General features: G+C 41.2%; 12 protein-coding genes. 5 read left to right on the top strand and 7 right to left on the bottom strand.

What is annotated here, in order from left to right; translation table 11 throughout:
- Positions 1–51: 51 nt before the first annotated feature.
- Positions 52–726, bottom strand: a complete 675-nt coding sequence (gene mtgA, locus F885_RS00440; RefSeq protein ID WP_005202246.1) for a monofunctional biosynthetic peptidoglycan transglycosylase — start codon at positions 724–726, stop codon at positions 52–54.
- Between the two features lie 72 nt (positions 727–798).
- Between mtgA and F885_RS00445 the strand changes: the two genes are divergently transcribed.
- A complete protein-coding gene (locus tag F885_RS00445) occupies positions 799–1605 on the top strand; it encodes a rhomboid family intramembrane serine protease (protein ID WP_005322964.1) in 807 nt (268 codons plus the stop codon).
- Here F885_RS00445 and F885_RS00450 read toward each other — a convergent pair.
- Both F885_RS00450 and F885_RS00455 read right to left on the bottom strand, forming a co-directional pair.
- Entirely contained in the window at positions 1602–4085 is a 2484-nt protein-coding gene (locus tag F885_RS00450; protein ID WP_005322957.1) for an ABC transporter permease, read from the bottom strand. The two genes, F885_RS00445 and F885_RS00450, sit on opposite strands and share 4 nt — an antisense overlap.
- Positions 4082–4786: an ABC transporter ATP-binding protein gene (locus tag F885_RS00455; RefSeq protein ID WP_004801429.1), complete on the bottom strand. Its 705-nt coding sequence runs from the start codon at positions 4784–4786 to the stop codon at positions 4082–4084. Before F885_RS00455 ends, F885_RS00450 begins: the two co-directional genes overlap by 4 nt.
- A gap of 36 nt (positions 4787–4822) precedes the next feature.
- Here F885_RS00455 and F885_RS00460 point away from each other — a divergent pair, with 36 nt between their 5' ends.
- Complete coding sequence (locus F885_RS00460; protein WP_005322955.1) at positions 4823–5452, top strand: arylesterase; 630 nt, start codon at positions 4823–4825, stop codon at positions 5450–5452.
- Between the two features lie 25 nt (positions 5453–5477).
- Here F885_RS00460 and aac(6')-I read toward each other — a convergent pair whose 3' ends face one another.
- Positions 5478–5918, bottom strand: coding sequence for an AAC(6')-Ighjkrstuvwx family aminoglycoside N-acetyltransferase (gene aac(6')-I / locus F885_RS00465; RefSeq protein WP_005202238.1), 441 nt, complete (start codon positions 5916–5918; stop codon positions 5478–5480).
- 98 nt (positions 5919–6016) lie between these two features.
- Positions 6017–6631 carry a carbonic anhydrase gene (locus tag F885_RS00470; protein WP_004652048.1) on the bottom strand — a complete coding sequence of 205 codons (615 nt, stop codon included), beginning with the start codon at positions 6629–6631 and terminating at the stop codon, positions 6017–6019.
- 233 nt (positions 6632–6864) lie between these two features.
- Here F885_RS00470 and F885_RS00475 point away from each other — a divergent pair, with 233 nt between their 5' ends.
- The gene (locus tag F885_RS00475) at positions 6865–7881 is read left to right on the top strand and encodes an alpha/beta fold hydrolase (protein ID WP_005322946.1); all 1017 of its coding nucleotides are present in this window, start codon (positions 6865–6867) and stop codon (positions 7879–7881) included.
- A 24-nt stretch (positions 7882–7905) separates the two neighbouring features.
- Positions 7906–8913 carry a hypothetical protein gene (locus tag F885_RS00480; RefSeq protein WP_005322945.1) on the top strand — a complete coding sequence of 336 codons (1008 nt, stop codon included), beginning with the start codon at positions 7906–7908 and terminating at the stop codon, positions 8911–8913.
- A 34-nt stretch (positions 8914–8947) separates the two neighbouring features.
- Here the strand turns inward: F885_RS00480 and F885_RS00485 are convergent, their stop codons facing one another.
- Together F885_RS00485 and nfuA are read right to left on the bottom strand one after the other, a co-directional pair.
- Positions 8948–10960, bottom strand: a complete 2013-nt coding sequence (locus tag F885_RS00485; RefSeq protein WP_005322944.1) for a ligand-gated channel protein — start codon at positions 10958–10960, stop codon at positions 8948–8950.
- Positions 10961–11185: 225 nt separating this feature from the next.
- Positions 11186–11824, bottom strand: a complete 639-nt coding sequence (gene nfuA / locus F885_RS00490; RefSeq protein ID WP_004652044.1) for a Fe-S biogenesis protein NfuA — start codon at positions 11822–11824, stop codon at positions 11186–11188.
- Positions 11825–11977: 153 nt separating this feature from the next.
- Between nfuA and F885_RS00495 the strand changes: the two genes are divergently transcribed.
- On the top strand, positions 11978–12595 hold the full coding sequence (locus F885_RS00495; protein WP_004652042.1) for a rhomboid family intramembrane serine protease: 618 nt from the start codon (positions 11978–11980) through the stop codon (positions 12593–12595).
- Positions 12596–12619: the final 24 nt, after the last annotated feature.

The following is a 12619-nucleotide window of genomic DNA, read 5'->3' as shown; positions in this document are numbered from 1 at the left end:
AATTTGGTAAAAAAGCCCAAAAATATTGGGCTTTTTTAAATTTTTTTTGGATTATTGCGGAATTTGTATCGCATTCATATATTTTAAAATAACACGTTTGCGATATTGCAGCTTACGGTCATTGCGGTTGTCTTGATAGTACTTTGGATTAGGCAATAATGCCGCCAAGAAAGCCGCTTGTTCTCGGCTTAAACTTTTTGAACTTTTGCCATAATAGAATTGAGCCGCTGCCTCAACCCCATAGATGTTCTGACCAAACTCGACTGAGTTCATATACACTTCTAAAATGCGGCGTTTTGACCACATCCGCTCCATCATCCATGTGGCAATGGCTTCTTGCCCTTTACGGATGAATGAGCGCTGATTATAAAGAAATAAATTTTTAGCCAGCTGTTGCGAAACCGTTGATCCACCCGCAACTAACTCACCTTTTTCACTATTTCGTTCTAATGCAAATTGAATTCCAGCCCAGTCAAAACCATGATGATGGATAAACTTGGCATCTTCACCCGCTAATATTGCACGTTTGAAATTATCACTAATTTCATCGTAATCGCGCCATTCCTGTTTAATCGGTTTGAAGTCAGTCAAATAGTCTGCACGCATAAACATCGTCGTTTCGACCGGATGGGTACGCCACCAGACCAAACTACCAAAGATCCATAACTGAATCAGTAGAATGATGCCGATAATCAACATTACTGCGCGTGCTAAAAAGGCTTTCATTAAAGTGCATCACTCCATCGTGCAACAAATTCATGCTAAGCTATTTTTTATATCAATAACTAGCGTAAACACATGACTGAAACGACTCCACCACAAATCAATCAAAAATTGCAAATACAAACATGGTGGTTTACTGCGCTACTGATTGCAGTCAATGTCGGATTATTTGGCTGGCAGATTCTTTCAGGTGTGAATATTACCGACCCTGCCCCAGTAGATGCAATCGCTTGGGGTGCAGATTTTACCCCACTCACCTTCACAGGTGAACCTGAACGTTTATTCAGCAGCATGTTTTTCCACTTTGGCATGATTCATTTAATGCTGAATATGTGGGCACTTTATATTTTTGGTAGTGTTGCCGAACAACTCTTTGGACGAAGCTACTATATTGGTCTGTATTTTCTTGCGGGCTTAATGGGAAGTGTACTGTCAAGCTATTTAAGCATTCGTGATGGTTATGAACTATTACAGCAGTTTGATCCTAAACTGCTTCCTCACATCAGTGCTGGGGCCTCAGGCGCAGTGATGGGCATTGGTGCCGCGTTGACCGTGGTCTCATTATTTCCGCCTTTGCCACAACAGCGTTTTTGGCTCGATAAAAAGTCATTACTGATGATTATGGGAATTAACCTTGTCTTTGGTTTTACCGTTTCAGGCATTAATAATGCCGCTCATATCGGCGGTATGATCATGGGAGCTTTATTAGCTGCGACATGGTATTTCAGTCAAAAAACGCAAAACAAAGGCTTATTCGAAGTCATTGCTTTAAGTCTTGGATTACTATTACTTGCTGCATTTTATTGGTATTGCACAGTGTTAAGCACAGGACTCAACCCTTTATGGCATGAAATCCTGCGCCAGAATCAGTCAACATTTTAAGACTGATTCATTTCTCTTAGACTTTGTAATGGTGGAATATCACATAAATAGCTCAGACGATAACGACCAATCAAAGTACAAATGAGCATCATGCTCAACGGTAGGATCAACCAAATTTCAGGATGCCATTGCACAGCCATTTGCATCCTGTGACTGGCGATTGCACTAATCACTTCGGCAAACAAACACGCCACCACACCTGACAATAATCCAATAAAACCAATCTCAAGACTGAGCATACGTTTTAACTTATTCTTGGCAACACCAAATGAACGTAATAAAGCGACTTCTTTACGACGCTCATCCATCAGCACATTCAAACAGGCAATCAATACCAATACACCGGAGAAGCCGACCAAGGCGGCCAGTACCGTGACAATCTGTACCAGCACATTCACCAAACGTTTAATTTCATCTAGAATTCGTCCGACATCAATAAAGACGGTATTGGAAAACTGCTGAATCAATTGCACCATTTTCGGCTGATCAGCAGGTGGCAGATAGAAGCTGCCTAAATAACTGCCCGCGTTTTCATCCATGGTTTCGGGTGAGAAGATGAAGAAAAAATTCGGACTAAAACTTTCCCATTCGACGCTACGTAAGTTCACTACCGTGGCTTCCAATGCCCCTTCAGGCAAACTAAAACTGAGTTGATCACCAATTTGAATGCCAAGCTCATGCGCTGTTTTTTCCTCTACAGAGACTTGTCCCACTTTGCTAAATTTTGCAACCCCTTGGGTAATCACATTGTCTTTAGGATAAAGACTGGCTTGAGTCAGATTGAGCTCACGACGTAATGAGTTGTTTTGCTTGACCAATTCAGGCGCGAATGCATGTCCATTTTTAGCCAGTAAACGTCCGCGAATATTGGGATACAGTGGCGTTGATTGCCAACCATTTTGCTCAATTTGCTGTTTGAACTGTGGCATATCAAATGGTGGTAAACCATAGACAAATTGGTTCGGCGTACCCACAGGCAATTGCTGTTGCCAACGTTGCAACAGATCCGTTCTCAATACACTTAATACCGTTATCAAACTCAGGCCTAAAGCCAGTGCGGTGATCTGTAAAGCGGTTTGATGTGGAATCCGTACATAAGCCGCTAGAGGATGTTTCAGTTGTTTAATTGCTTTGAGGAGCAGCCAAATCAAGGCATACATCATTGTGCAAAGTAGTAAGATTGCGCTGAGTACCAACAAACTCAACTGTAGGTTATCACTCAGCACCAAACTAAACAGAATCAAGCTGACAATACCAATCGCAAACATTGCCACATAAGACTTCCGTGAACGCTCCTGTTGGCGAATCACCCGAATCGGTGGTGTGTTTAATAATTCCCAAATGCTTGGCAAAATAAAGCCAATCAGCACCATCACACTGGTAAAAATCGCAATGGGTAAGGCATAAAGCAGATCGACGACTGCGAAGCTCAATTGCAGTTGCGGAATCAGTTGCAGCATCAATTGCAGTAAACCATAACCCAAAGCAATCCCAATCAAACTGCCTAACACAATCGACAAAGCACTGACGATTCCAAGCAAGGCAATATAGGCCAATAAAATTTGTCGCTTACTTGCCCCCAAACAACGCATCAATGCAATATGATCTTGATTCTGCTGTACATAACGCTGACTGGTTAAAGCAATCGCGATACCACAGAGTAAAATGGTCAATAGATTAGCTAGCTGTAAGAAGGTATCCAGATTTTCAATCGGCTTCATTAAGCGGGTATTAGATTGACTGGCATCTCTGAGTTTCAGTGAACTTTGCTCGCCTTCAAATTGTTGATCTGCCTGCTGTTCAGTGTCTTGTTCATTTTTTTGAGATTGTTTAAAAATCTTTTTATAGGCCTTAATTGGCTCAGGCTCACCCGCAAGCAGCAGTCGATATTCAATTCGGCTTCCGACTTGAACGGCATTAGTTTTAGCAATATCGGCTTGGTGAATAATCACCGTCGGAGAGAACCCTGAAAATCCAGTCTCTTGATTAGAATCTCGTTCAATAATGCCCGTGACTTTAAACTGAGCATCGGCAATTGCCAATGGCTCCCCCATTTTTGCATGTAATAAATCCATCGCCCGCTGACTTAACCAGACTTCTCCTGGTTGTATCGCCTGTGCTTTGGGTTGAATCACCAACTGACCACGTAAGGGAAAATTTGCATCTACCGCTTTGACATTCACCATCACAAATTGATCTTGGGTATGTGCCATTGAGCTAAATACGGTCACTGGAGCATGTTTTAACTTCAGTTCATCTGCCTGTTGCAGCCAATTCAGGTGAATGGGGTCCTTGTCTGATAGGACTAAATCCCCACCCAGCATTTCAGCCGCTTGTAGCGCCACCGCATTTTGGACTTGAGTATTACTAAACTTGAGCGCCGTAGTGGCACTGATTGCCAAAGACAAGGCAATAATCAACAGATATAAGCCCCCAGTACGAAAACTTTGTAACAGTAAGGGTTTCAGGACTGAACTCATACCCCCTCCTGCAACTTAACGATTTCCTGAATTTGACCATCGGCGAGTTTGACATGGCGTTGGCAAAGTGCAGCCAAGTTTTGATCATGAGTAACTAGCACTAAGGTTGTACCGAGTTCTTTATTTAAATCAAATAACAGTTGTTCAACCTCTTCCGCAGTTTGTCCATCCAAATTCCCTGTGGGCTCATCTGCAAAAATGATTTTCGGCTCTGCAATTAACGCCCGTGCAATTGCAACACGCTGCTGCTCTCCCCCTGAAAGCACTTTCGGTGTTTGCTGTGCTTGTCGAATCAATCCGACCCTTTCCAACCATGCCAATGCTTTTTGTTCTGCCTGCTTGAAATTAAAATCGGGTTGCAAACGTAACGGCAACATCACATTTTCCAATGCACTTAACTGCGGCAACAACTGAAAAGATTGAAAGACAAAGCCAATATTTTCTAAACGAACACGGGCACGTTGTTCTTCAGTAAGCGTATGAACTGCTTCTCCACAGACCCATAACTCACCCAGACTCGGTCGATCCAATGTCGCGAGGATACCTAATAAGGTTGATTTTCCTGAGCCTGAACGTCCTGTAATGGCAATTTGTTCACCTTGATAGATATCTAAATTAATATCTTTTAAGATGCTGAGACTTTGCTGATTGATTTGAATATTTTGTGTAACTTTTTGGGCAGAGATAATCGGTTGTGGCATGATGTCACGTATCCTTTAGGACAAATTTGAAATACGATGCAAAAATCTAAAGTTATCTGGTCACTATCAAAAGCAGTTGGAATCATCGCCATTGGCTTGATCCCAACACTGGTTTCAGCAAAGACTATTTTAATTTTGGGTGATAGCCTGAGCGCAGGTTATGGCATCGATGTAAAACAAGGCTGGGTGCAATTATTACAACAACGCCTAGATCAACAGTATCCGAAACAGCACAAAGTGGTCAATGCAAGTGTCAGCGGTGAAACCACCAGCGGTGCATTGGCAAGACTTCCGAAGTTATTAAATACTTACAAGCCTGAAATTGTGGTCATTGAGCTTGGCGGCAATGATGGCTTACGTGGTCAACCGCCACAAATGATTCAAAAGAATCTCGCTCAATTGGTACAACTGAGCCAAAAACAGAAAGCCAATGTTTTACTGTTTGGTATGAAAATACCACCGAATTATGGGACAGCCTATAGCACGGCTTTTGAAAATAATTACAAAATTGTAAGTCAGCAATATAAAGTGAAACTGTTGCCGTTCTTCCTTGAAGGTGTGGCTGGGCAGAAACATTTAATCCAGAATGATCAAATCCATCCCAATGCCAAAGCACAACCAATTATGCTGAATGTGGCTTATCCCTATATCAAAGGCGCTTTATAAGCACCAGTTGAGTCGCAAAAGTCGCTTAGCCGATATTTTTCTTAAAATACACCACACGTTCAGTTTCATGAAAACCGAGTGCTCGATGCATTGCATGGCTAATATGATTGTCCAGCGCTGCATCTGAAGCGAACTCAGTACATGCAAATTGTTTCGCCCATTCCTCTACGAACTGAACCAACTGAGTCGCGATACCTGAACGTCGATATTCAGGTAATACATAAATCCCTTCAAGAAAAGCCACGGGTGAGGTTTGTGTACCATTCACATATTCATATCGAATCGAAGCTTCCAACATGCCAATTGCTTGTTGGGTGTCGGTATAAGCCAATAATTGTAAAGTATCAGTTTGTTTAAGTAGCTGACGCATTTCCAATAAATGCGCATCGTCATGATCAGGCCAGAGCAAACTTCTTAATGCTAGCCAATCTGATAATTGTGATTCAGATATCGGCATAATATTCATAGTGGAGTTGCTCTTTGAGTGAAACATCCAAATTTTATTAATGAAGGATAAAACATGAATGATAAAATAATGGCGAGTCTCTCAACTCGCCATCTGCTTTAAAAATCGAAGAAACTGACTTCACCTGTTTCCAGTGAATATTCAGCGCCAACCACAATCATTTTGCCTTTCTCGATCAGACTTTCCAACACGGCTGAACCATGACGTAATTGATTCACTGAAGCAAATACATTGGAACGAACCGCATGAGCTGACAGTTTTTTCAAATCGTTTTTTAAATCTGTTTGCATCAAAATTTCAACCGAAGGGCGTACACGATTGACAATCGACATCAAATTTGACGATGGCGGTTGCTGTGGGTTCATCAAGGTATCAATCGTCGCTTGAATCGCGCCACAGTGACTATGGCCTAACACCACCACAACAGCACAGTCATAACGTTCTGCCGCAAACTCAACACTCCCCACCTGTGACGGTGCAACAATATTACCGGCTACACGAATCACGAACAGGTCACCTAAACCTTGGTCAAATACCATTTCCGCAGGTACTCGGGAATCAGAACAGCCTAAAACAATCGCAAAAGGATTTTGTTCACTTGCCATTTCGGCACGTTCTTGGTGAGACAATAATTTTTGTTGAACTGCCTCTCCCTTTACAAAACGGGCATTACCAGCTTTTAAACGTTCTAGGGCTTCTTGAGCAGTGAGCATGCTTAAATCCATCTATGGTTGACATGAGCAAATAGTGTAATGTGCACCTGTTTGAAAGTCACTGACAAAAATAAAAACTCTCAGTATGTCTGCTAATGTTTTAATCAGGAAAATAATGGAAAATTGATGATTTCATTGGCAAGAATTTCCATACAGCTGTAGATTATGCAAATGACTCCTTTAGCGCTTTCCCCAATAATCAATGGGCGTAAAAATAGATCAAGGACAGAACAATGAATACAAAAAACCAATTTGCAATGCCCTTTCGTAGAACACTCACTGCGGCGTTACTGGCATGCAGTTTAACCACAGTTGCAATCAGCACCACACAGGCTGCGGAAATTGAAATGAGTTTCCAGAACCTACTGCAACAAGAACGTGCTTGGGCAGGCTTGCAAAGTAAAACTTTAAAAGTAGGTGACATTACGTGGTCATATAGTGAAGGTGGCCAAGCAGGTAAACCGATTGTGATTTTGATCCATGGCTTGGCTGGCAGTCGCGATAACTGGAACCGCGTCGCACGTGCCTTAACTGCTAATTATCATGTGGTCATCCCTGACTTGCCTGCCAGTGGTGAAACTCAGGTGCCAAAAGATTTTGATTATTCTGTACCCAACGTGACTGAAAAACTACGTCGTTTTGTTGAAGCAGCCAACCTCACCGGCCCAGCACATGTGGCAGGTCATTCACTTGGCGGTTCAATTGCGATGCTATATGCAGGTCAATATCCATTTGAAACCAAAAGCTTATTCCTGATTGATGCGGCTGGGGTATATAAATCTGCCACCACACCTTATCTTAAAGATCCAACTCAAGTCAGAAACATGATTGTGAGCAAAAAAGGAGACTTTAACTTCTTGATGCAACAAGCCATGCATACACCACCATTCATTCCTAAAGAAATTGCCCAAGCGCAAGAGAAAATGATGATTGGTCAGGTTGAACAAACTCAAAAGATGGTTGATCAAATCATTGCCTTGAATAAGCTCTACACACCAGACTCATTTGCCTTATTGGCGCGCTCAATTGATGCACCCACCCTGATTTTATGGGGTAAACAAGATAAAATTATTAATGTTGAAGTTGCACCTGAGTTAAAATCACTGCTGAAAAATGCACAAGCACCTGTAATCTTAGACAATGTTGGACATATGCCAATCTTGGAGGCAGATCAATTGGTGGTTCAGCAATATCTACCTTTCCTCAGTAAGATTCAGGCACAAAAGCCTGCAGCAATACCTTCACCCTAAATTTAATGAGCGATTTGAGATTTTATGTCTAAACAACCCATGATAGAACAACTGATTGATGCTCAACTTGATTTTCTTGACGCTGAGTTTGCACAAGCAGAAACCATTCAACTTGAGTTTAAACAGTTCTATCATTGGTTGCGTTTACAACAGCTACAGCATATTTGGTCATTTGAACAAATCTTTGAGCTGATCGAAAAACAAATTTTAGCCACGCCTGCCAGTGAATTCTTAGTCGAACAAATTGCGGAACACATTCGCTTTGCCTTGATTCACCCCATCAATGATCAAAACACCATTGAAGATGTTATCCCTGTACTGACCATCGACTCAATCGCCCAGTATGTAGCAAGCAAAAGTGGGCATCGCCAACGCTTGATCAAAACAGTGGTGAATAACCCCGCCTTTTCGGCATTGATTACCCAACTGATTCAGCATTCTATTCAAGATTATTTAGATAACTCTATGATGTCTAAACGTGTTCCAGGCGTTGGACATTTTATGAAAATGGGGAAATCGGTTTTAGAATCAGTGACTGATTCCAATCTAAATGAAACAATTGGACATTACCTGCAAAAAAATATTTTAAAAATCAGTCAAATGAGTGAAAAAGTGTTAAATCAACACTTTAATGATGACAAGCTCTACCATTTTCAGGCCAACCTCTGGCATAAAATTAAAGTCATGCCTTTATCGGTCTTGCGTAATTATGTCGAAGTTCAGGACCTACCTAAAACAGTGGGTATGGGACATGAAATTTGGGAACATATCCGTCAAACCCCTTATCTAAAACAGCAAGTACATGATGGCGTCTATGCTTGGTATGCCCGTAATCAGGAACGTACTTTTGATCTTTTACTGCGTGACCTGAATATTGATGAAGAGTTGATTCAAAATCAGTTGACCGACCTGCTCTCACCAGTTTTACAGCAAGTCATCCAAACAGGTTATTTAAGACAACGCGCACGCGTGTATTTAGAGAATTTTTATTATTCTGAAGCAGTCAATCAGATCTTAAATAAACAAGGATAAGGCATTTACTGCCCTATCCTTTCCTTACTATTATTTAGAAGCTATAGGTCACGCCAAGATTGTAACGGCGACCATCTAATACATAATTATAGGTTGCTGTATCAATCTCTTTATCAAACAAGTTATAAATCCCCGCAGCCACTGCGATATTTTGTGTAGGCTTATAATTGACCCCAACATCCACCATGGTATATGCAGGTTTACCTTTCGCCATTGCAGTACGGCTCAAGTAATCAGAGGTTTTACTACGATAGTTAACACGTCCCCAACTTGAGAACTGATCATTAATTTCCCAGTCCGCAGTGGTGTTAAACATGTGTTTTGGCATTTCATTTAAAGGCTTGCCTTTATTCACACCACTCTTTTGTTCGGTGTCGGTGAAGGTATAGTTCGCACTCAAATTCACATTAGGGAGGACTTTCCAACCAAAGGTTGCCTCTGCACCACGCATACTAGCCTTATCAACGTTCTCACGTAAGCTGACAAAATCGAACTTCTCGCCCAACCAATCACACTCTAAGGCGCCAACATTTTTACCCTGACAGGTTCTCACTTCTGTAATTTTATCCTTAAACTCACTATTAAATAGCGTTAATCCTGCGGTCAAATTATCCAAATTATCCCAGTTGAAAGAAACTTCATAGTTAACACTTTTCTCGGGTTTTAGATCAGGATTCCCTACAATCACCCCTTTACTCTGCCCACCACCTGTTGCTTGCCCCCACTCTGCAACTGTGGCACGAAGTGCTGGTGTTTTATAACCTGTAGAAACACCGCCTTTAATCACCCAATTATCATTGAGTCCCCAAACACCATAGACTTTTGGACTCCAGTGATCACCAAATTTTTCATCTTTATCTAAACGCAGCGATGTAGTTAGAGTGAAATCATCCACAATGTTCCAAGCATTTTCGGCAAATAAAGCCCAACTATAACGATCAAGGTTTGAAACAGGTTTCGCCCCACCCACACTTAACTGGTTACCTTTGTCATCTAATTCTTCTTTTAAATACATACCACCAAAGCTCAAGCTATGACGATCAAAATTAATTTTATTGATGGTATTAAAGGTGGTATTGGTTGCTTCCATATTACGTGATGGATTTTCATTTTCCTCACGTTGAATATATGAGTGCGTTTCGACTGCACCAATCTTACCACGATGGGTTAAGCTATATTCAGTACGATAATAATCAGTAAGCGAATTAGCAGGTTTGTTTCGTCCGGTTTGTACAGGAGAAATGCTCTTTCCAACCGTTGCATCTCGATTTTGAATTGAACGTTGATATTCTAAATCGATGGTGTGATCATCGTTCGGTGTTAGGCTAAATGCAGCCCCACCCGCACGAATTTTTTGCTTGCTATAACCACCATAAATTTCATCTTCATCACGCTGCGAATACAGGCCATTGGCTTTAAAAGACAAGAGATTGGCGATCAAAGGGCCTGCAATATAGGCATTGGTTTGGTATTGATTACCTGAGTCAGAATTTTCTTGCAATGTGGTATCAAGCTTGATTGATCCAGTCCACTCAGTAACGTTTTTCTTGGTAATGATATTAATCACACCACCCATTGCGTCTGAGCCATATAAACCAGACATTGGACCACGAATCACTTCAATACGTTCAATCGCACCAATATTTGGCAACCAACCCTGCTCAATCCCCGAGTTATCACTATTTGGTCGTACAGAGCGGGTATTTACTTTTTTACCATCAACCATAATCACGGTATAAGCACTGCCCATACCACGTATACTAATATCGCTTGAACTGCCCCCACCTGTGACCACCACCCCTGGCACGTCTTTAAGTGCATCCGTCACATCACGATAAGCTTTTTTATTGATTTGCTCTTGTGTCAGTACCGAAATCGAGGCTGCCGCTTTTTTAATATCTTGTTCAAAGCCGCTTGCAGTCACAACAATCTTGTCTAATTGCACTGTATCTTTATTGGTTTGAGTTTCTGCTGCATGTGCAACTGCCATCATACTACTCAACACAGAAATTGTGAGGAGCGATTGACGTACGATTGTATTAGACATATTTTCACCCGATTCAGAAAAAATCTTAAGATTTGCTTAAAAATTCATGAGAATTCTAACAAAAAACAAATAAAACTAAATAAAAATGATAATTATTATTATTTATAAATTCACTTTGTTTTGCATACATCTATTTATAGAATAAGGAAAAATCACCTCAGTTTTGATTAAACAATAAAAAAAGCCCTCGAAAGGGCTTTTAAAAATACAGTAAATTTCCAGCGATTATTTAAAATAAGCGCCTTCCGCTTGTGTATGATCGGTTTGATCCACTACACGCTGTAATTCAGGCACATGCTGTCTTAAAGTCGTTTCTACACCTTGCTTCAAGGTAACATCAATCGCAGAACAACCTTGGCAACCACCACCAAATTTCAATACAGCAGTCAGACCATGTTCTGGATCATTATTCACTTCGACCAAACTACAATTACCGCCATGCCCTTCTAAACCTGGATTAATTTCAGATTGCAGTACATAGGTAATACGCTCTTCAATTGAAGCATCTGGGCCGACACGCGGTACTTTCGAGTTTGGTGCACGGAATGTTAATTGACCACCAAAACGATCTTTGTTGTAGTCAATTACGGCGTCAACCAAATACGGAATTGATGGTGCATCAACATAAGCAGGAAAATTAGGATAATCCTGTTTATAGTCTGTCGGCACCACTTCTTCAGGTGCGCTATATGCCATACAACATTCAGCACGTGGAGTACCTGGATGCTCTACAAAAACACGAACGCCAATTCCTGGGGTATTTTGCTTTGCTAATAAATCACCTAAATACTCTTGTGCAGATGGAGTAATTAAAAGGTTTGGAATTTCTTCTGCGACAGCAGTGTTGGTGTTCTCAGTCGACATAACAATAATCCTCAAGCTGATGTCGTTATATTAACCGAAGATGGAGGGTAATAAAAAAAAATCAACCATTTTTGTAGGAATTCTATGCAAGAACATTGTTTATTAAGTTTTTAATGGCATTATTGCTTAGACACTGATCAATTTAAAACCTATATGTTACATCTACCCTTTGGTCACACTGTGACTCTCATCATTATTACTGTTGCAATCTCCTTATTGGCCTTCTCCAATCAGGCGGTGATGAACCGTTTGATCTTTTGGCCTCCTGCAATGCAACGTGGACAATATGACCGTTTTATCACACATGGTTTCATTCATGCCGATGGCACGCATCTATTGTTTAATATGATCACGCTGTTTTTCTTCGGCAATATTATCGAAAGCTTCTATCGTCAGTTTTTCTATGACATGGGCTTTGTTTTGTTCTATTTGGGCGGACTCATTGTTGCCATTTTACCGAGCTATCTGAAACATCGTCATGATGCACGATGGGCGAGCTTAGGTGCTTCTGGTGCAGTCTCGGCGGTACTGTTTGCCTATATCCTGTTCCAGCCTTGGAACTTGATTTTTGTGTTCTTCATTCCCGTTCCTGCGATTATTTTTGCCATTTTATATGTGGCTTATAGCATCTGGTCAGGTAAACGCGGCAATAGCAATATCAATCATAGTGCGCATCTCTGGGGTGCTGCCTATGGTGTGGTGGTGACTATCATTTTAGAGCCACGGGTCATTCCACATTTCTTGAATCAACTCACCAAAATCCCATTTTAAATCATCTTAGAGAAAAGCCCCAGC

The organism is Acinetobacter higginsii (genome assembly GCF_000369845.1).
Classification (GTDB): Bacteria; Pseudomonadota; Gammaproteobacteria; order Pseudomonadales; family Moraxellaceae; genus Acinetobacter; species Acinetobacter higginsii.
This window is presented reverse-complemented; position numbering and strand designations above follow the sequence as displayed.

What these genes read in the sequence shown, in the direction of transcription:
- F885_RS00455 (WP_004801429.1), bottom strand. Translation starts at nt 4,786, where the DNA reads ATGCCACAACCGATTATCTCTGCCCAAAAAGTTACACAAAATATTCAA.
- F885_RS00450 (WP_005322957.1), bottom strand. Translation starts at nt 4,085, where the DNA reads ATGAGTTCAGTCCTGAAACCCTTACTGTTACAAAGTTTTCGTACTGGG.
- nfuA (WP_004652044.1), bottom strand. Translation starts at nt 11,824, where the DNA reads ATGTCGACTGAGAACACCAACACTGCTGTCGCAGAAGAAATTCCAAAC.
- F885_RS00470 (WP_004652048.1), bottom strand. Translation starts at nt 6,631, where the DNA reads ATGCTCACTGCTCAAGAAGCCCTAGAACGTTTAAAAGCTGGTAATGCC.
- F885_RS00445 (WP_005322964.1), top strand. Translation starts at nt 799, where the DNA reads ATGACTGAAACGACTCCACCACAAATCAATCAAAAATTGCAAATACAA.
- F885_RS00475 (WP_005322946.1), top strand. Translation starts at nt 6,865, where the DNA reads ATGAATACAAAAAACCAATTTGCAATGCCCTTTCGTAGAACACTCACT.
- F885_RS00460 (WP_005322955.1), top strand. Translation starts at nt 4,823, where the DNA reads ATGCAAAAATCTAAAGTTATCTGGTCACTATCAAAAGCAGTTGGAATC.
- F885_RS00480 (WP_005322945.1), top strand. Translation starts at nt 7,906, where the DNA reads ATGTCTAAACAACCCATGATAGAACAACTGATTGATGCTCAACTTGAT.
- F885_RS00495 (WP_004652042.1), top strand. Translation starts at nt 11,978, where the DNA reads ATGTTACATCTACCCTTTGGTCACACTGTGACTCTCATCATTATTACT.
- mtgA (WP_005202246.1), bottom strand. Translation starts at nt 726, where the DNA reads ATGAAAGCCTTTTTAGCACGCGCAGTAATGTTGATTATCGGCATCATT.
- F885_RS00485 (WP_005322944.1), bottom strand. Translation starts at nt 10,960, where the DNA reads ATGTCTAATACAATCGTACGTCAATCGCTCCTCACAATTTCTGTGTTG.